Consider the following 19,448-nt stretch of genomic DNA (forward strand, 5'->3'; position numbering starts at 1 on the left):
ATGCCGCTTTTTTACCGATCCGTCATTTCAGAGGAATACTGATGAAATGCCGGGCTCGACCTGATGGAAGCCTTGACGCGAACGCGGTGCCGCGTTTCCGGCCCAGGATTGCGCATCGACGTCGGCGTACGGCGTCAATGCGAATCATTTCCAAATATTACAGATCGTTTACGTGCCGTAGTGTCGAGGTCTGCGCATCTTTGTGAGAATCTGTCGTGATCGCTGGATCGTGTCGCCCGGTGCGTGACGATCTCCCGCGATCGCGATTTCGATTGCAACGATGGCGCCGGATTTGATTCGGGTCGATGCCTTCCCTATAATGCGACGGTTTAGTCCGGTTATTTCGGGAAGCATGGCGCGTACACGGAACGAAAACCTTCATCAGCAGCGCCGCGAGCAGATCCTGACCGCGGCCGCCCGGGTCTTCAAGGCCAAGGGGTTCCACGGCGCGCGCACGGAAGATATCTGTGCGGCGGCCGACATGAGCGCGGGCGCGGTGTTCCGGTATTTCGCCGACAAGCGCGAGATGATCGACGCGATCATCGCGGTCGAGGTCGAGCGTTATACGCAGGACTTCAACCGCATCCTCAGCAGGGACGGCCTGCTTGGGCTGGCCGGCATCACGGCCGACGAGCTGGCCGGGATGATGGCGCAAGGCGATGACGGCCTCGGTGTCGACAGCTGGCTCGAACTGGCGCGCGATGCCGAACGCCGCCCCGATATCGTCGGGCTCGACCGGAAGATGCGCGCGGATCTTGCGGCGCTGCTGGCGCGCGGCCAGGCCGAAGGCTGGGTCCGGCCATCGCTGGATCCTGCCGGTGCGACGAACATCGTCTTCGCGCTGTTCAACGGCCTGTGGCTCGACCGCAGCCTCGGCACGTCCGTCGACATGAAACAGACGGCCGCCGCGCTCGGCGATTTCTTCCGCACCTACGTGCTGGTTGCCTGACGCCCGACGCCACCGGCGCGCATCACGTCGACACGTTCGCCGCGGCCTTCCGGCAAGCCGCGCGCTATCCGATCCGCTGAAATTCCCCGGCATCCGGCCGTGCCGGAAGCGAGCCGGACCGCGACACCTGCCCTTTCCCGACGACATCAGGACGCAAATCAACCCGCGGCGCTTTCAGATTTGAAAGCCGGCTCGCCGTTTGCGTTAGAATGCCCCCCCTTGTCCGCCCGGGCGACCGCCCGAAGCGGACAGGGTCGCCCGCTTGGAGACACAGGTTTCGATTCGCAGCCGGACGCGAATGATGGGCCAGCCGTTAGCAACATACGCTTTGTAATTTGGATCACTAATGAAAAAGAAGCACAACATTACCAGGTACATCGTTGTCGCGATGATTCTTGGCATCGCCGTGGGTTACGCCTGCCATAGCGCGTTTCCCGACCCGAAGATGGCGAAGGAGGTCGCCGGGTACGTGTCGTTGCTGTCCGATGTGTTCCTGCGCCTGATCAAGATGATCATCGCGCCGCTGGTGTTCGCGACGCTGACCGTCGGCATCGCGCAGATGGGCGACGGCAGCGCGGTGGGCCGCGTGGGCGTCAAGGCGTTCGGCTGGTTCTTCATCGCGTCGTTCACGTCGCTGCTGCTCGGTCTGCTGACCGCGACGCTCCTGCAGCCGGGCAGCCACCTGAGCCTGCCGCTGCCGCCGTCCGATGCGGCGCTCAACCTGAAGACGGGCGCGTTCACGCTGAAGGATTTCGTGGTGCACCTGGTGCCGAAGTCGATCGCCGAGGCGATGGCGAACAACGAAATCCTGCAGATCGTCGTGTTCTCGATCTTCTTCGGCACCGCGCTGTCCGCGCTCGGCGACGCAGGCAAGCGCCTGACCGGGGTGATCGAGGATCTCGCGCAGGTGATGCTGAAGGTGACGGGGGCGGTGATGTGGTTCGCGCCGGTCGCGGTGTTCGCGGCGCTCGCGTCGACGATCACGACCGAAGGGCTCGGCATCCTGCTCACGTTCGCGAAGTTCATGGCCAGCTTCTACCTGGCGCTCGCGCTGCTGTGGGCCGTGCTGACGCTGGCCGGCGTGACGTTCCTCGGCAAGCGCGCGTTCACGCTGATCCGGCTGATTCGCGAGCCGTTCCTGCTGTCGTTCGCGACGGCCAGCTCCGAGGCCGCGTATCCGAAGCTGCTGGACGCGCTCGACCGCTTCGGCGTGAACCGCAAGATCTCGAGCTTCGTGCTGCCGATCGGCTATTCGTTCAACCTCGACGGCTCGATGATGTACTGCACGTTCGCGGTGCTGTTCATCGCGCAGGTGTACGGCATCCATCTGCCGCTCGGCACGCAGATCACGATGTTGCTGATGCTGATGGTGACGTCGAAGGGGATGGCGGGCGTGCCGCGCGCGTCGCTGGTCGTGATCGCGGCGACGCTCAACCAGTTCAACATGCCCGAAGCCGGTTTGCTGCTGATCATGGGCGTCGACATGTTCCTCGACATGGGGCGTTCGGCCACCAACGCCGTCGGCAACTCGATCGCGGCGGCCGTGGTCGCGAAGTGGGAAGGGCAGCTCGACGCGCCGCGCGACGATGACGATTCGGACGGTGCGCGCGTAGCGGTGAAGGTGCGGGAAACGTCGGCATGACGCGTGGCAACGCGGCGGCGCAACGCCGCGTTGCCCAACCCGCGGCAAATGACATTCGCCGGCCCGGATTCGATACGGATTCGGGCCGGCGATGTGTTTTGGGGCGGCGGCTTTTCCCGATGTTGCCGAAATGGCATTCGCCGTTTCAATCGATCGACGTCGAATCGGCGGCGATATTCCGACAGGCGCTCGCCTGATTTTCCCCATTCCCGATCCGGCGCGTAAGTGACCATTCACTGACGGGCGGCGGCGCTCGCCGCAAGCATGGGGCGATTCGCAATTTTTTTCGATTTATATGACGTTATTCTCGCGCTGCGCATGATCGAATGCATGCCGTATGTCATACCGACTGCGCCGGATGATTCGGGGAAGAATTTACATCTCGCGGGCTTCAAGCCATCTGGCCGGCCGATCCCTCATGTGAATGACTACCCTGTTCAGGAGAGCATCCGTCATGGTCGCCAGAAAACGCATCCAGGCCGCGCTCGTTGCCGCGGCGATCGCCGCATGTGCCCCCGCTGCTCATGCAGCCAACACCACCGATTGGCTCGCGAATACGTACGGCACGCTCGCCGCGCACGTCGGCAACGTCGCGCGCGCGATGTGGGTCGCGCCCGAAGGCGTGATCTACACGGCGTCGATGTGGGACGAGGATGAGGGCGGCGTCGCGATCTACCAGAACGGCAAGAGCATCGGCTCGATCGGCGCGCATTCGGAATTCCAGGGCAGCGCGATCACCGGCAATGCAACGTCGCTGTTCGTCGCGCTGCAGCCCGGCAAGACGTACGGCAGCGGCGCGGTGGGGCGCTACAGCCGCGCGACGAAGGTTCGCGATCGTGTCATCCAGATCAGCGCGGCGACCAACCAGCCGCGCATCGATGTCGTCACCGGGCTCGCGACGGCCGGCTCGCTGCTCTATGCGAGCGACTTCTACGGCAATCGCGTGCGCGTGTTCACGACCGACGGCGTGTGGCAGCGGGACATCGGCGTGTCGGCGCCGGGCGCGCTCGCGGTGGACGGCGCGGGCAACGTGTGGGTTGCGCAGAAAAGCGCCGGCTCGATCGTCGGCTTCAGTCCGACCGGCGCGCTGCTGAATACGATCCGGATGCCGGCCGGCTCGCATCCGTCGGCGCTGCATGTCGATGCGGCGGCCGGGCAACTGCTGGTGGGCGACGAAGGCCCCGACCAGAACATCAAGCGTTATTCGATATCGGGCCAGCCTGCGCTGGCCGGCACGTTCGGCGTGCGCGGCGGCTATCTCGACACGACGACGGGCATCAAGGGGCAGGTCGGCCCGCAACGCTTCACGCGCATCGTTGGGATCGGCAAGGACACCGGCGGCAACCTCTATGTGCTCAACAATCCGTGGGGCGGCAGCTGGGATCTCGGGCGCAACGGCGCGACCGACATTCATGCGTACGGCAGCAACGGCAACCTGCGCTGGACGCTGCAGTCGCTGAACTTCGAAGGCATCGCCGCGCCGGACCCGGTCACGGACGGTGCGCTGTTCTACGGCGGCACGCATATCTACAGCGGCAGCGCGGGCGGCAAGTTCGTCGCGAATACCGTCGATCCGTTCACGTACCCGTCGGATCCGCGCATCAACATGAGCGACACGCAGCGCGACGAGCACTTCGGGCTGATCACGTCGGTCGGCGCGAACCGGATCCTCGTCGCGGCCGGCCAGAATCCGCCGATTTTCTACTTCTATCACTTCAACGCGGCGAACGGCTACATCGCGATTCCGGACGGCTCGATTCCGGGCCCCGCGTTCAACACGACGCAACGCGTGACGGGCGGCTTCAGCCTCGACAGCCAGGGCGGCGTGTGGGCCGGCCTCGACAAGACCGGCGCGATCACGCATTACCCGCTGACCGGCTTCGACGCGGATGGCAAGCCGTCGTGGGGGCCGGGCGTCGCGACCCGCATTCCGGCCAGCATCCAGCCGCTCACGCGCATCGTGTATCTCGCGGACAGCGACACGATGGTGCTCGCGCAGGGCGCGCTCGGCAGCAACGACTGGACGTCGATCGGCACGCGCATCGAGGTGTATCACGGCTGGCGCGCAGGCAATACGACGAAGCCGGACCCGGTGATCACGCTGCCGCACAGCGGCGCGAAATCGATCGACGCGGCGGGCAACCACCTGTTCGTCGGCTACTGGTTCAGCAGCAGCGGGCCGCTGTGGCCGAACGTCGACGCGTTCAACCTCACCACCGGCAAGCTCGACACGACGCTCGTCAACACGAGCCCCGCGACGGTCGACACCAGCAGCGCGATCGACGCGATGTACAGCATCCGCGCGTACCGCCGGTCGAACGGCGAGTACGTGGTGATGAAGAACAACGTGAAGGGGAACAGCATCACCGTGTACCGGTGGACGCCCTGACGGGCTGAACGTGCTGGTGCGGTCGCTTCGGGCCGCGGCCGCGGACGCGGACGGAAAGTCGTGAAGACCATCGACGCATTTTCTCGGGATGGTTGCGCAACGCGCATGCAATGAACGGTGGGCACACTGCGTGCCGCACCGCGGTGGCCAGCCGCCCCAACCTCCCGACACGCAAACGCGGTTCCGTGCACAATGACAGCGGCACCCGCGGACGCTGCGCGGGCGTGCCCGATGAACGGGCGCGGCTGCCGCTGCCGCGTTTCTTATGCTCGAAGTGACAACCCCGATGAAAATGAAAACGACACCGAACCGCCTGTTGACGATCGTTGCGCTGGCCGGCGCACTGAGCGGCCCTGTCCACGCCCAGACGGCGGCGACCGTCGCGACCGTCAACGGCACGCCGATCACGCAGACCGACGTCGATACGCTGCTGCGCGCGTCCGGTCAGCCCGATTCGCCGCAGATCCGCCAGGCGATCAAGAATCAGCTGATCACGCGCGTGCTGGTTCAGCAGGCGGCCGAAAAGGCGAACTACGCGGACAAGCCCGAGGTCAAGGCGGCGATGCAGCAGGCGAAGGTGACGGCCGAGGTGCAGCTGTACCTGCGCGACCACGTGAAGCCGGAGCCGGTGACCGACGAGCAGGTCAAGGCGCGCTATGACGAACTCGTCGCCGCGCTCGGCAAGAACGAATTCAAGCCGCGTTTGATCGTCGTCAAGGATCCGGTCGCGGCGGCGACCGTGCTGAGCGAGCTGAAAGCGGGCAAGTCGTTCGACGGGCTCGCGCGCCAGTACAGCGTGGCGCCGAGCCGCGATACCGGCGGCGAGCTGCCGTGGGTGAGCTTCAACACGCCGGCGGTGGAAGGCAGGACGGCCGGATTGCCGCTGCCCGTCGCGCAGGCGCTCGAGAAGCTGTCGGTCGGCGCGGTGACGAAGGATTCTATTCCGGTCGATGGCGTGCGGGCGATCGTGAAGCTGGATGCGAAGCGGCCGACGCAGGTGCCGGGCTTCGAGACCGCGAAGCCGACGCTTCAGCAGCAACTGCAGGCGATCGCGGCCGAGAAGGCGAGTGCGCAGATGATCGGCAATCTGCTGAAGGACGCGAAGATCACGCAGTAATGGCCATGCGATGGCGTCGACATGACGCGCGTCACGCGTGCCAGACCATGCTCGCGCTCGTGTCGGTTGCCGACGCGACGCGAAAGCCGAGCCGTTCGTAGAGCCGCCGCGCCGGGTTGCCGTGCAGCACGCTGAGCGATACCGGCACGCGCGCGTGCGCCGCGTCGGTCAGCAATGTGTGCAGCACGGCTTCGCCGATTCCCTGGCCCTGGCGCGCGGGGAGAATCTGGATCTGATGGACGTGCCATTCGCTGGCGGCGCGTGTCACCTTCAGCAGGCCAATGGCATCGGCGCCTTCACAGACGATCATCGCGTCGTCGAAGTTCGCGCGGATGCGGCGGTCGTGCGCTTCATCGTCGGTCGGCGCGCCGACGCGCTGCAGATGCTCGGTCATCGTGAGTCGACGGAGCGTCAGCAGGAACGGGAGATCTTCCTGGGAGGCAGCACGCAGATGGATCGCGGGTTTCATCAGTGATGAGAGGTTGCGTCGGGCGCGAGGCTTTGGTGCGGATCACATGCCCGGCAACCGAATTTGCAGGCCGGCCGGGCGATGTTCGAGGACATCCGTGACCTCGTATTCGGTTTTTGCCCCGTCCGAAGTTTGCCACTGCTGCATACGGACATTGCACAAGAGCACGTCTCCCTTGCTGAAACTGATCTGGCTGTTGTTCACGCGCGACAGGAAGCCGGCATCGGTGATCGTCGCGTGAATCGTCGACGTGCCGTCGTACAGGCGCCACTTGTTGTCGTCCTTGAACGCGAGCGACACGATCGAGAATGCCATCTTGCGATGCTCGTCGAGCAGGAGCGAATCGGTTGGCTCCGGCGCGTGAAACCATGCGATCTCGTTGTGGGCGACCGTCTCGTATACCTCGGTATCGGTGCCGGCAGCGAAAATCTCGATGCCTTCGCGAGCGAGCGGCGCAAGCACTTGCGCGATGGCTTGGCGAACGCGGACGTCACTCAGCAGCGTGAGGACGGGTAGGTCGATTTCCAGTTCGTCGCCGTCGACGTCCAGCACCGCGGTGTTGTTCTGCATCCGCACGTGCGTGATCTCGCGCCCACGCAGCCATTTGAGGACGGCGAAAAGCCCCTTCCTCGCCCTGGGCGCGGCGATGCCGAGCGCGGTCAGGATCGTGACCGCATTGGCGAGCGCCGTGCCTTCGCTGCCGCTCAGCATGTCGCGCATGCGGCCGAGCAGCGAGGTCGCGAGCGTGAAATCGATGCCGAAGCTGCCGGTCTTGAAGCTGCCGCGCACGTTCACCTGCGGCCGGACCTGACCGCCGCACAGTGCGCGCGTCGACGCGTCGAGCAAATCGCCGAATGCCAGCAGCGCGGGCGCGAGTTCGCGTACGTCCATCTCGGACGAATCGAGCGTGGGCCCGTCGTACGTGATGCGAAATCGGCTCATGGTGTCGAAGGGGCCGATATCGGCCGGGCCGGTACTGTTTTCATCGTGTGCGGTCATGTCGAGTGCTGGCAAGAGAGCTGGACGATACGCCGAAACGAACGCTTTCGGATGCCTTTCATCGTAGGGCCGAATGACCGGCCGCGGCCGATTTTGGCCATCAGGACAAGACGACTTGCAGACGTGTCCCGATAGCGCCCGGCAAGCGGCGAACTTTTCCGATACCTTGCCGGTCACACTCGCCAGCTTGCGGGCGCGCGCCGGTGCCCCGAACGTGCTGCCGCCGTCCGGTATTCCGCCGTTCAACCCGCCCGCCTATCATTCGCACATCGCTCGCACGCACGGCGCAATACACAGGGATTCTCGATGGACACCAAACGATCGCGGCCGGGGCTCGTCGCCGCGCTGCTCTGGGCGGCGCTGTATCTCGCGACCGGCTACATCTCGCACGAATTCAACGGCCCCGTCCGGCTGACGGGCTACATCTGGCTGCCGGCCGGCGTGACGGTCGGCGCATTCATGCTGCGGCCGATGCGCGACTGGCTGACGCTGGCCGGCGCGTTCCTGGTCGGGCAGCTCGCGCTGACCGCCATCGAGCACGGCAGCCTCGTCAACGCGGTGCTGTTCACGGTCGACGAGGTCGGCGCGGCCGCGCTCGCGGTCTGGCTCGTGCAGCGCGTGCGCTTTTCGCTCGAAGGGCTGTATTTCCTGCGCTCGGTGATCCTCGCCGGGATGATCGCGGGCGTCGTCGGCGCGATCGGCGGCGCGGCGTGGTACACGACGCTCAAGGGCGCGCCGTTCTTCGACGTGTGGTCGGTGTGGGCCGCATCCGATTTCGTCGGCGTGCTGCTGGTCACGCCGGTGCTCGCGTCGTGGTCGCGCTTTCGCGCGCACCGCTCGGGCGACCACGAGCGCTTCGACCTGGTGCTCGGCATCGTCGCGTTCGTGCTGCTCGCGGCCGTCGCGCTCGTGATCTTCGACGGCGATACGTCGCGGAAATTCGGCACGGGCGCCGGCTTCGCGCTCACGTATGTCCCGTTGTTCCTGACGGTCGCGGTGACGCTGCTGCTCGGCGGCCGGGCGGGTTCGTCGTCGGTGCTGGTGCTCGCGCTGATCGTGATCGAGCAGACCGCACAAGGCGACGGCCCGTTCGCGTCGCTTCACGCGCATTACGGCAGTGCGCTGCTCGAAGCGCAGCTCTATCTGGCGGTCGCGTCGCTGCTGGTGCTGACGGTGAGCACGCTGAAGACGACGCGCGAGCGCGTCCACGAGCATGCGGCCGTCCTGCAGAACAACATGGAGCTCGCGCTCGCGAGCGCCGGCCAGATCGCGTACGTGCTCGATCCCGAGTCGGGCCGGATCGAATGGAGTGGCGACGTCGAGCGAGTGTTCGGCGTCGGCGTCGACGCCGCGCAGATCGCGACCGTGCCGCTCGTGCTCGAACGCGTGCAGCCGGGCGATCGCGACGCGCTGCGCGACTACTGGAATGCGGAGATCGCGGGCGAGGACCGCGCGTCGCTGTCGCTGCGTATCGTGCTGCGCGACGGCGGCACGCGGACGATCACCGACCACGGTGCGCCGCTGCTGGATTCGAACGTCGACGTGACGGTGGTGGCGGGCGTGTGGCAGCTCGAGCGCGTGTGGCCGGCGGACGAATGAGCGGGTACGCGTCATGACGGGCCGCACGGGCGTGCTGCTGATCCACGGGCTCGGCGGCACGCAATACGATCTCGGTTCGCTGCACAAGGCGATGCGGCGCGCGGGCGGCGACACGCACATGATCACGCTGCCGGGGCACGGCACGCGCCCGGAGGATCTGGTCGGCGTGCGGGCGGAGGCGTGGCTCGATGCGGTGACCGAGCAATACCGCGCGCTGGCGCGCGAGTACGACACGCTGCACGTCGCGGGGATGTGCATGGGCGCGCTCGTCGCGCTGCTGCTGTGTCATCGCGTGCAGCATGCGCGCGGCCGGCTCGCGCTGCTGGCGACGCCGATGTTCATCGACGGCTGGTCGACGCCGTGGTACCGGTCGCTGCGGCACGTGCTGTACCGCGTGCCGGGTGTCGCCGAGCGAATGCGCGTGGAGGAAGGCGATCCGTTCGGCATCAAGAACGCGACGATCCGCGCGAGCGTGAAGAAGAAGTTCGAGCGGCAGGACAGTTTCCACTATGCGTGGGTGCCGCTCGCGTGCGTGCGGCAGGTGGACCGGATGCGCGACTGGGCGCTCGACGCCGCGGCCGGCACGCCGTGCCCGACGCTCGTGCTGCATGCGCGCGAGGACGAGCTGACGAGCCTGCGCTCGGCCGACTTCCTGCTGGAGAAGCTGCCCGACGCGCGCGGGATCGTGCTGGAGAACAGCTATCACATGATCTGCGCGGACAACGATCGCGACGACGTCGCGCGGCACGTGCTCGAATTCTTCGGCTTCGATCCCGTGCATGCGGTAAGCCCGGCGATGGCGCGGAGGATGGGGCGGCTGGGATCGTGACGGTGGCGCAACCGTCACAATGGCGTCAATCCGGGGGCAAATCCATTTGAGGTTGTCGCGATCTAGTCTGGAAGGAACGGACGCGCGATCTTGCGGCTCGCGGCGAGTTCGATCAATCGTATTCGACACGGGGTGCGAAGGCCGGATATTGCCGGGCCATGTCCTGCAGGCAGTCGCGCATCAGCTTCGCGTCGCGGGGAAAGCGGCGTTCGAATTCCGACCAGCCTTTCAGCCGGAGAATGAGCGGCATATCGACCAGCGCGGTAATGGCGTCCCAGAACGCATCCCAGTTTCTTCCATACCAATCCGGGAAACTCAACTTCTTCATCAGTCGTACGTGCAACTGTTCGGTCGATTCGATATCGTCGAGTTCGATTTCTACCCGCGTGTCGCGTGCCATCATGTTCTCCGACGGACAGGTCGCGAAACATTCAATTCATTTCGCGTTCCGTACCGAGCATCATAGCGCGCGCTTCCGGCCGCCGCGCGATCCGCTCGCGGACTTCCGGCGCCGCCAGGCACGTGGCCACGGCTTCATACCCGGGTGCGCCCGGGTAAGGCGCGACGCGTGCGGGCGGGCTGTGATTGGCCGGGCACAACAGGATGGTTTCGTCGGGACCGACCGCCGCGAGATCGAGGATCGCCGTCGAGCGCGTCAGCAGGAACAGCGGCCGCATGCCGGCGGCCGCGCTGTCGCGCAGATGCGCGATCAGCGCCAGTTGCGTGGCCCGATCGAGGCCCTGCTCGATCAGGTCGACGATCCGCACGCGCGGACTTTCCGCTTCGAGGCTGACGAGCAGCGCGGTCAGCGCCGCCGAAGGCGTCGCGCCCGTGCCGACGAGCAACGCCGACGTGCGGTCCACACGTGACTTCAGTTGCGGATCGGCGCGCAATGCGTCGGATGCCGTCGCACAATCGTCGTCCAGCCGATCGAGGCCGACGAACACGGCGCCAGGCAGCGCCTCCGCCAGCCGAAGCGCGAGCCGCGTCTTGCCGCTCCCCAGCGAACCGATGATGTAGTTCAGCGGCCGGATATCGCGACACTCGAACCACTCGCCGCCCCACGGCCACGGCAGGCTGAACGCGACGCCGGCGCTGCCGGGGTCGAGCAGCCGCGTGAGTTCGCCGTCCGCCGGCATCCGCCCGCGTGCCAGGCCGGCGCGCATCGCGCGCACGCGGTCGAGCTTGCTGACGAAATCGTGAATCCCGTGATCGAGCGCCGCTTCGTGGGCGGCCAGCGCTGCGTCGAGACCGCGCGCGTCGCCGTCGAGCACGCTCGCGACCTGCGCGAGCGTGAGGCCGAGCTTGCGCAGTGCCGCGATGTCGGCGGCGCGGGCGAGATCGTCCGGGCCGTACGTGCGGTATCCGGCCGGCGTGCGCGCCGGCGTGACGAGGCCGTGCCGCTCGTACAACCGCAGCGCCTTGATCGAGACGCCGAGCCGCGCGGCGGCGGCCGACGCGTTCAAGCCGGGTGTGGCGGTACCCATCCGTCACCTCTTTGCTGTCGATTCGTTGCGCCCAGCATAAAGGCGATCCCAAGGGCCGGGTCAAGCGCGATCGCGCGGGCGTTCAGTCGGCCGCCGCGAACTCGTCCCGCAGCGCGCGATACAACCGCCGGTAGCGCGCGAGCCGCCCCGCCAGCAGATCGACCGACCCGGCATCGGGCGCGACCGTCTCCGTGACGGGCGGCGCGACGCAGACCTCCTCCAGCGTGTCGTTCGTCGCCGCCAGCCGCGCGAGCCGCGCGGCGCCGAGTGCCGCGCCGACCGCGCCGTCCGCATGGCGCTGCATCGCGAGCCCGGTCGCATTCGCGCACAGCCGCGCCCAGAACGCGCTCTTCGAGCCGCCGCCGATGAAGGACACCGCGTCGAGCGTCGTGCCGGCCGCGCGCAGCGCGTCGTAGCCGTCGGCCATCGCGAACGCGACGCCTTCCATCACCGCATACGCGAGATCGTCCGCATCGTGTTCGTTCGACAGCCCGAAGAACACGCCGCGCGCATGCGCGTCGTTGTGCGGCGTGCGCTCGCCGCCGAGATACGGCAGGAACAGCGGCGCGCGGGCCGGATCGGCGCGTTCGGCGCGCGCAGCGAGCGCGCCGGCGGTCGTGCCGTGCGCACGCGCGAGCCAGTCGAGGCTCGCGGCCGCCGACAGGATCACGCTCATCTGGTGCCAGCGTCCTTCGACGCAGTGGCAGAACGCGTGCACGGCGGCGTCCGGGTTCGGCGCGAAGCGGTCGTTGCCGGCGAACAGCACGCCCGACGTGCCGAGCGACAGGAAGCCGCTGCCGGCGCCCGTGACCCCCATGCCGATCGCGGACGCCGCGTTGTCGCCGGCGCCGCCGGCGATCGTCACGGGCCCGTCGATGCCCCATTCGCGCCGCAACGCATCGCGCAACTGCGCGGCGGGCGCGTTGCCTTCGACGAGGCGCGGCATCTGCGCGCGCGACAGCTCGGTTGCGGCGAGCATCCGGTCCGACCAGTCGCGGCGCGCGCAGTCGAGCCACAGCGTGCCCGCCGCGTCGGACATGTCGGACACGAATTCGCCGGACAGGCGCCAGATCAGGTAGTCCTTCGGCAGCAGCACCTTGTGGACCGCGCGAAACACGGCGGGCTCGTATTTCGCGAGCCACAGCAGCTTCGGCGCGGTGAAGCCGGGCATCGCCATGTTGCCGGTGATCGCGCGCGATTCCGGCACCAGCGCTTCCAGCTCGACGCATTCGGTGCCGGCGCGCGTGTCGTTCCACAGGATCGCGGGGCGCAGCACCTGGTCCGCGCGGTCGATCAGCGTCGCGCCGTGCATCTGGCCGGACAGCGCGATGCCGCGCAGCGCGGCGAAGCCGGCCGGATGCGCGGCGCGCACCGACGCGATCGCGTCGAGCATCGCGTGCCACCACGCCTGCGGGCTTTGTTCGGACCAGTGCGGATGCGGCCGGCTGATCGACAGCGCGGCCGAGCCGGTCGCGAGGGGCACCGATCGGGAATCGGTGAGCAGAACCTTGACCTCGGACGTGCCGAGGTCGATGCCGAGATATGTCACGTATGAAGCGTCCTGTCTGGGGCGCGGGGCGGCGCGCGTCGCGGGGGCGGCGCGTCGTCGCGACCGTGCGGTTCGTTGAGCCGGTGCAGCGCGCGGAACTTCGACGGCGGCACCTGCTTCATCGCGAGAAACTGACGGTTGAAGTTCGACAGGTTGTTGAAGCCAACCCGGTAGCAGATGTCGGTCACCGTCAGGTCGGAAAACATCAGCAGCTCGCACGCTTCGTTGATGCGCAGCCGGTTCAGGTAGCGCACGAACGACGAGCCGGTATGACGCCGGAAAAACCGCGTGAAGGTGCTGACGCTCATGCCGGCGAACGCGGCGACGTCGGCTTCGCGCAGCATGCCGGGCAGGTTCTGCTGCAGGTACGACAGCACCTGGTTGATGGTCGACGACATGTAGTGCTGCGCGTCGCTGCGGTAGCCGGGGCCGGCGAGCACGCGCCGCTCGCGGCACGACGACAGCCGGTCGAACAGCGACATCAGGATCTCGACGCGGCGGCAGCCGTGCGCATTCGCGAGTTCGAGCATCAGCGGCGCGACCTCGATGCCCACGCGGTCGGGAAACTGCACGCCGCGCGCCGCATCGTCGATCAGGTCGATCACCGGCTGCAGCTCGCTGAACGCGCCGACCATCTTCTCGATCGCATCGCGCGAGAACTGCAGCACGACGTCGCGCGACGGCACGCGTTCGCCGTCGGCCAGCTCGCTGACCCAGTTGTGCGGCAGGTTCGGCCCGGTGACGATCAGGTTGCCGGGGCCGAAATCGCCGATGTGGTCGCCGACGAACACCTTGCCGTGCGACGCCTGGATCAGATGAATCTCGTACTCGGGATGGAAGTGCCACTTCGCGACCGAATGCGGATAGTCGTGAACCCACGCGCGAAACGATTCGTCGCGGTGGGTGGGAACGATCTCGAGATCCGGGTTCATCGTGTACTCCGTCGGGGCGTGCCGGCGTGCTACGAACGGGACATCGACCAGCCCGTCGCGGCAGGCGGCGTGGTGCGCGTCGCGGCCGCCGGCGGCGCCGCGTGCGCGATCGGGTTCGCGTCCGGCAGCGTGACGTTGCGCTCGGTGCCGGCGTCGAACAGATGCAGGGCTTCTTCGTCGAAGCGGAACGCTACCACGGCGCCCGGCGCCGGGGCCATCGGGGCCGGCACGAGGGCCGCGCACGGCTGGCCGCGCCAGTCCAGCGTGACGAGCGCCTCGGCGCCGAGCAGCTCGACGAGTTCGACCGTGCCGGTCAGCGTGAGCGTGCCCGGGGTCGGATCGCCTTCGGCGACGAGTTGCAGGTGGTTCGGGCGGATCGCGGCCTTCACCCGCTGGCCGTCCTGCAGCCGTGCGAAGCGCGAGGACGCGAGCGGCCAGCGCGCGCCGTTGCAGTCGAGCAGCACGTTCGTGCCGATGCGCGCGATCGTGCCGTCCGCGAAGTTCATTGCCGGCGTGCCGACGAACCCGGCCGCGAATACCGTGTGCGGCTGGCCGTACAGCTCGGCCGGCGTGCCGATCTGCTCGATGTGGCCGCCGCGCATCAGCACGACGCGGTCGGCGAGCGTCATCGCCTCGAGCTGATCGTGCGTGACGTACAGCGTGGTCGTCTTCAGTTGCCGGTGCAGCCGCTTGATGTCGCCGCGCAACTGCGTGCGCAGCTTCGCGTCGAGGTTCGACAGCGGCTCGTCGAACAGGAACACGGCGGGCGTCTTGATCATCGCGCGCGCGATCGCCGCGCGCTGCTGCTGGCCGCCCGACATCGCGCGCGGACGGCGGTCGAGCAGCGCGTCGAGGCTCAGGATGCGCGCGACGTCGCGCACGCGGCGGTCGATCTCGTCGGCCGGCACCTTCAGCCGCCGCAGGCCGAACGCGATGTTGTCGTACACCGTCATGTGCGGATACAGCGCATAGTTCTGGAACACCATCGCCACATTGCGCTCGCGCGACGGCAGGTCGTTGACGACCGCATCGCCGATCACGAGCTCGCCGCCGGTGATCGCCTCGAGGCCCGCGATCATCCGCAGCATCGTCGACTTGCCGCAGCCGGACGGGCCGAGCAGCACGATGAATTCGCCGTCGGCGATCTCGAGGTCGAGCGGATGCAGCACGGCGGGGCCGCCGTCGTAGTGCTTCGACAAAGCCTTGCAGGTGATCTGGGCCATGGCTCAATCCATTTCGATCTGAATCTTGACGTCGCGCGGGTGTCCGCTCGCCGCTTCCTCGAACGCGCGCACGCCTTCGGAAAACGGGAACGTGCGCGAGATGAACGGCTTCACGTCGATCGCGCCGGACGCGATCAGCGCGAGCGCGCGCGGGAAGATGTTCGCGTAGCGGAACACCGATTCGATGCGGCCCTCCTTCGCCTGCAGCGCGACCACGTCGAGCGGCACCGGCGCGACCGGCATCCCGATCAGCACCGCGCAGCCGCCCGGGCACATCAGGTCGACGAGGCCCGCATACGCATTCGCGCTGCCGCTCGCCTCGAACACGACGTCCGCGCCCCAGCCGCCGGACGCTTCGGCCACCGCGTCGGCCAGCGGCCGCGTACGCACGTCGACGGTCGTGACGGCCGGGTTGCCGGCGAACAGCGCGAGCTTGTCCGGCACGACGTCGGCGAGAATCACGCGCGCGGCGCCGCCGGCGAGCGCGGCGAGCGCCGTCATCGCGCCGATCGTGCCGGCGCCGATCACGACCGCGAGGTCGCCGGGCTTCATCGCCGCCTTCTTCGCGGCCTGCAGGCCGATCGACAGCGGCTCGACGATCGCGCCTTCGGCGAACGACACGTTGTCGGGCAGCCGGTACGTGAACGCGGCCGGATGCACGACGAACGGCGTCAGGCAGCCGTGGATCGGCGGCGTCGCCCAGAAGCGCACGTCGGGATCGAGGTTGTAGAGCCCGCGCAGCGTCGCGGGCGAATCGAGGCGCGGCACGCCGGGCTCCATGCACACGCGGTCGCCGACGCGCAGGTGCGTGACGTCGGCGCCGGTCTCGACGATCGTGCCGGACGCTTCATGGCCGAGCACCATCGGCGCATCGACGCGGAACGGGCCGATCCCGCCGTGAACGTAGTAATGCACGTCGCTGCCGCAGACGCCGACCGTATGGACCTTGATCCGGACGTCGCCGGGGCCGACCGCTTGCGGCAGGTCGATGTCGCGCAGCGCGAGCTCGCGCGTGCGTTCGAGTACGAGCGCTTTCAACGTGTTCTCCTTATTTTCCCTTGACCATCGAATTGAGCAGGCGGCTCAGCATGCCGACGAAGACGAGCGGCGGCAGCGCGAGCAGCACCGTCGACGCGTTGATCACGCCCCACGGCACTTCCTGGCCGAGCGACGTGAACGCGGACGCGACCACCGGCAGCGTCGCGCTGCGCGACGACGTGAGGGCGAGCGCGATCATCAGTTCGTTCCACACCAGCACGAAGCTGAACACGATGCCGCCGAGCAGCGTGCTCGCGCACACCGGCAGCGCGATGTGCCAGAACACCGCGTACGGGCCGTAGCCGTCGAGCGCGGCGGCTTCCTCGATCTCGCGCGGCAGCCGGCGGAACACCGGGATCGACAGCCACGTGATGGTCGACAGCGTGACGAGCAGGTACGTGACGATCATCGACAGCTTGGTGTCGTACAGCCCGAGATCGACCCAGATCGCGATCAACGGCAATGCGACCGCGACGGGTGGCAGGAACCGCAGCGACAGCAGGAAGAACTGGATGTCGCGCTTGCCGCGCACCGGGTAGCGCGCGATCGCATACGCGGCCGGCACGCCGAGCACGGCGCCGATCAGCACGGCCGCGCCGACGATCGCGATGCTGTTGCCGAGCCCGATCAGCACTTCGGGGCTCGACAGCACCTGTTCGTAGTTCGCGAGCGTCGGCGTGAAGAAGAAGCGCGGCGTCGGCGTGACGATGTCGAGCAGGTGCTTGAGCGAATTGAGCACGGCCCAGAACAGCGGGAACGCGGCGACGAGCAGGATCGCGCCGGCGATCGCGACGGTGGAAACGGCGGCGGGGCCGCGGCGGGCCATCAGTCGTCCCATTTGTTGACCCTCTTCCAGATGAGCGTGAAGACCAGCGTGGTCGCGACCATCATCAGCACGGCCATGCCCGACGCATACGACACCTTGCCGGCGAGGCCGATGCCCTGCTGGTACGCGTAGAGATCGAGCGTTTCGGTCGCGATGCCGGGGCCGCCCTTGGTCATCACGTAGATCAGGTCGAACGAGCGCAGCGATTCGACCATCTTGATGAACACGAGACTGACGAGCGGCGCCTTCAGCATCGGCAGCGCGATGTACGCATGCACCTGCCAGGTCGTCGCGTAGTCGAGCCGCGCGGCCTCGAGCGGCTCCGGCGGCAGCGTTTCCAGCAGCTTCAGGATCACGACCGCGAAGAACAGCCCCCACTGCCACACGTCGACGAGCGCGACCGCGTACAGCGCGAGATGCGGATCGGCGAGAAACGCGGTGTGCTCGACGCCGAGCGTGCCGAGCAGCCAGCTCAGGATGCCGGTGAGCGGCGCGTACATGAACTTCCAGATGAACGCGGCCGACACGCGCGGCAGCAGCACCGGCATGATCAGCACCAGCGACGCGAAGCGGCGCCAGCGGCCGTGCACGCGCTCGAACAGGAACACCGCGAGCGCGATCCCGACCAGCACCGCGCCGGCGACCGTGACGACTTCCCACAGCACCGACACCTCGATCGCGTTCAGGAAGCGCCGGTCCGACGCGAGCCGGACGAAGTTGCGCAGGCCGACGTATTCGCTGTCCGGGTAGCGCAGCACGCGGTTGCGCAGCGCGAGATTGATCGCGGCGATCGTCGGGACGAGGCTCAGGACCGCGAGCAGCGCGAGCGTCGGCGCGAGGAACACCCACGGCAGGCTCGTGCGGTCGCGGCGCGCGCGGCCGCGCCGGACCGACGTTGCGGAAGGGGCCGGGCGGACGCCGAGCGTGCGTCCGCCCGTGCCGTCATTTGCGAGCGCCATGTTCGAGCGCGTCCTTCGCATACTGGTCCGCGTCGTCGAGCGTGCCGCGGATGTCCGTCTGCGTGCCGGTGAACACCTGTTCGAGCGCGATGCCGAGGTTGTCGCCGATATCCGGCCACTGCGGCGTCCGCCAGATCGTCACCTGCGTGACGGGGTTGGTGTCGTTCAGCCCGGCCTGGATCTGCGGCGCGACGTGCTGCTTGAAGTACGGGCTGGCGATCGTGCTGGAGCGGTTGTAGTCGCTGAACACGCCGTTGCGCAGCCGCGCCTGCTCCTGGTCCTTGCTGGTCGCCCACGCGATGAAGCGGCCGGCGGCCATCCGCGTGCAGTCGTCCTTTGCGCCGACCGCCGAGATCGCGAAGCCGTGCCCGTACGCGGCCGACGGCAGCGGCGCGGGCGGCCGCGTATAGCCGACCTTGCCGGCCACGCTCGACTTGCTCGCATCTTCCATCCAGTCCGCGAACGGCGTCGATTCGATCATGAACGCGACCTTGCCCGAGCGGAACGCTTCGAGCGCGTTGCTCCAGTCGTAGGTCGCCGAGCCGGGGGGCGCGTACTTGAACAGGTCGCTGTAGAGCTGCGTGGCCTTCACCGCGGCCGGCGAATTGAACGCGGGCTGGCCGCCCTTGTCGGTCCACGCGCCGCCCATCCCGAGCATGAACGGCGACCAGCGCCACACGTTCATCCCCGAGCCGCGCTGGCCGCGCGCGACCCAGCCGTACAGCTTCGGCGGCGCGTTGAGCTTCCTGATCGCGGCGACGAGCTGGTCGAGCGTCTTCGGCACCGGGATGTGCGCGGCGTCGAGCAGGTCGCGGCGGTAGAACAGGAAGTCGCCGCCGCCGATCAGCGGCGCGAAGTACGCGACGCCGTTGTAGCTCGCGACCGCGCGGCGGCCGGGCAGGAAGTCGTCGTAGTCGTAGTCCTTCGGGTAGTACTTCAGGAGCGGCACGATCCAGTTGGCCGACGCGAATTCGGCGACGTTCGCCTCGTCGACGTAGTAGATCTGGTACGAACCCGCGCCGGTCGACGCGTCGAGCCGCGATTTCGCGCGGCGGTCGTTTTCGCCGAAATAGCTGATCTCGACCTTGGTGCCGTTCTTCTTCTCGTAGTCGGCCAGCGATTTCTCCATCACCGACAGGCCGAGGCTCTTCTGCGCGAGCACCCGAAGGGTCGGCACCTTGCAGGTTTGCGCGGCCGCGACGCCCGGCAGACAGGCGCCGAGCAGCAGGCCGGCTGCGACGATTCGCATCTTGTTCACCCGTGTCTCCTTGATTCTGCTTGTTCGAATGCCGCCGATGACGGCAGGGACAATGGTGTGACGGGGGCGATGCGATCACCACATCAAAAGAATTCGCGAACCGATACTTTTTGCTCAGGTTCGGTCGTGCGATGCACAAAATGTGGTGGTCGGGGGGCGGCGCGAGGCCGGCCCGGCGCGGAC

18 protein-coding genes are annotated in these 19,448 nt (G+C 67.5%); 7 read left to right on the top strand and 11 right to left on the bottom strand.

Going from position 1 to position 19,448, the window contains the following annotated elements; genetic code table 11:
* Positions 1-280 precede the first annotated feature (280 nt).
* The 5 genes from DFS13_RS17685 to DFS13_RS17700 all read left to right on the top strand — a co-directional run bounded on the left by DFS13_RS17685 (position 281) and on the right by DFS13_RS17700 (position 6,097).
* On the top strand, positions 281-949 hold the full coding sequence (locus DFS13_RS17685) for a TetR/AcrR family transcriptional regulator (RefSeq protein ID WP_227743172.1): 669 nt from the start codon (positions 281-283) through the stop codon (positions 947-949).
* Positions 950-1,295: 346 nt separating this feature from the next.
* Positions 1,296-2,591 carry a dicarboxylate/amino acid:cation symporter gene (locus tag DFS13_RS17690; protein WP_006494561.1) on the top strand — a complete coding sequence of 432 codons (1,296 nt, stop codon included), beginning with the start codon at positions 1,296-1,298 and terminating at the stop codon, positions 2,589-2,591.
* Complete coding sequence (locus DFS13_RS39925; RefSeq protein WP_006494560.1) at positions 2,588-2,788, top strand: hypothetical protein; 201 nt, start codon at positions 2,588-2,590, stop codon at positions 2,786-2,788. The genes DFS13_RS17690 and DFS13_RS39925 overlap by 4 nt, the downstream gene beginning before the upstream one ends.
* A gap of 257 nt (positions 2,789-3,045) precedes the next feature.
* Positions 3,046-4,980: an SMP-30/gluconolactonase/LRE family protein gene (locus DFS13_RS17695; RefSeq protein WP_077020593.1), complete on the top strand. Its 1,935-nt coding sequence runs from the start codon at positions 3,046-3,048 to the stop codon at positions 4,978-4,980.
* A 286-nt stretch (positions 4,981-5,266) separates the two neighbouring features.
* Positions 5,267-6,097 (top strand): peptidyl-prolyl cis-trans isomerase, encoded by an 831-nt coding sequence (locus DFS13_RS17700; protein WP_080331038.1) that lies wholly within the window; start codon positions 5,267-5,269, stop codon positions 6,095-6,097.
* 31 nt (positions 6,098-6,128) lie between these two features.
* On the opposite strand, the gene DFS13_RS17705 is transcribed toward DFS13_RS17700, so the two are convergent.
* On the bottom strand, positions 6,129-6,566 hold the full coding sequence (locus tag DFS13_RS17705; protein WP_060264152.1) for an N-acetyltransferase: 438 nt from the start codon (positions 6,564-6,566) through the stop codon (positions 6,129-6,131).
* A 42-nt stretch (positions 6,567-6,608) separates the two neighbouring features.
* Positions 6,609-7,565, bottom strand: coding sequence for a hypothetical protein (locus DFS13_RS17710; protein WP_006494556.1), 957 nt, complete (start codon positions 7,563-7,565; stop codon positions 6,609-6,611).
* 306 nt (positions 7,566-7,871) lie between these two features.
* Here DFS13_RS17710 and DFS13_RS17715 point away from each other — a divergent pair, with 306 nt between their 5' ends.
* Both DFS13_RS17715 and DFS13_RS17720 read left to right on the top strand, forming a co-directional pair.
* The gene (locus DFS13_RS17715; RefSeq protein WP_006482331.1) at positions 7,872-9,164 is read left to right on the top strand and encodes an MASE1 domain-containing protein; all 1,293 of its coding nucleotides are present in this window, start codon (positions 7,872-7,874) and stop codon (positions 9,162-9,164) included.
* Positions 9,165-9,177: 13 nt separating this feature from the next.
* The gene (locus DFS13_RS17720) at positions 9,178-9,993 is read left to right on the top strand and encodes a carboxylesterase (protein WP_111441928.1); all 816 of its coding nucleotides are present in this window, start codon (positions 9,178-9,180) and stop codon (positions 9,991-9,993) included.
* A 112-nt stretch (positions 9,994-10,105) separates the two neighbouring features.
* Here the strand turns inward: DFS13_RS17720 and DFS13_RS17725 are convergent, their stop codons facing one another.
* From DFS13_RS17725 to DFS13_RS17765, 9 genes are all read right to left on the bottom strand, one after another.
* Positions 10,106-10,393, bottom strand: a complete 288-nt coding sequence (locus DFS13_RS17725) for a barstar family protein (protein ID WP_027813915.1) — start codon at positions 10,391-10,393, stop codon at positions 10,106-10,108.
* 31 nt (positions 10,394-10,424) lie between these two features.
* Positions 10,425-11,480, bottom strand: a complete 1,056-nt coding sequence (locus DFS13_RS17730; RefSeq protein ID WP_111441929.1) for a MerR family transcriptional regulator — start codon at positions 11,478-11,480, stop codon at positions 10,425-10,427.
* 82 nt (positions 11,481-11,562) lie between these two features.
* Complete coding sequence (gene xylB / locus DFS13_RS17735; RefSeq protein WP_111441930.1) at positions 11,563-13,029, bottom strand: xylulokinase; 1,467 nt, start codon at positions 13,027-13,029, stop codon at positions 11,563-11,565.
* Positions 13,026-13,961 carry an AraC family transcriptional regulator gene (locus DFS13_RS17740; RefSeq protein WP_006482319.1) on the bottom strand — a complete coding sequence of 312 codons (936 nt, stop codon included), beginning with the start codon at positions 13,959-13,961 and terminating at the stop codon, positions 13,026-13,028. The genes xylB and DFS13_RS17740 overlap by 4 nt, the downstream gene beginning before the upstream one ends.
* Before the next feature lie 29 nt (positions 13,962-13,990).
* A complete protein-coding gene (locus tag DFS13_RS17745; RefSeq protein ID WP_069352698.1) occupies positions 13,991-15,184 on the bottom strand; it encodes an ABC transporter ATP-binding protein in 1,194 nt (397 codons plus the stop codon).
* A gap of 3 nt (positions 15,185-15,187) precedes the next feature.
* Positions 15,188-16,222, bottom strand: a complete 1,035-nt coding sequence (locus DFS13_RS17750; RefSeq protein ID WP_060212181.1) for an NAD(P)-dependent alcohol dehydrogenase — start codon at positions 16,220-16,222, stop codon at positions 15,188-15,190.
* A gap of 10 nt (positions 16,223-16,232) precedes the next feature.
* Complete coding sequence (locus DFS13_RS17755; protein ID WP_006482351.1) at positions 16,233-17,060, bottom strand: carbohydrate ABC transporter permease; 828 nt, start codon at positions 17,058-17,060, stop codon at positions 16,233-16,235.
* A complete protein-coding gene (locus tag DFS13_RS17760) occupies positions 17,048-18,007 on the bottom strand; it encodes a carbohydrate ABC transporter permease (protein WP_006494551.1) in 960 nt (319 codons plus the stop codon). The genes DFS13_RS17755 and DFS13_RS17760 overlap by 13 nt, the downstream gene beginning before the upstream one ends.
* Positions 17,991-19,256: a sugar ABC transporter substrate-binding protein gene (locus tag DFS13_RS17765; RefSeq protein ID WP_012493008.1), complete on the bottom strand. Its 1,266-nt coding sequence runs from the start codon at positions 19,254-19,256 to the stop codon at positions 17,991-17,993. The genes DFS13_RS17760 and DFS13_RS17765 overlap by 17 nt, the downstream gene beginning before the upstream one ends.
* Between the last annotated feature and the right edge of the window lie 192 nt (positions 19,257-19,448).

It is taken from the genome of Burkholderia sp. 28_3, assembly GCF_003253915.1.
Classification (GTDB): domain Bacteria; phylum Pseudomonadota; class Gammaproteobacteria; order Burkholderiales; family Burkholderiaceae; genus Burkholderia; species Burkholderia cenocepacia.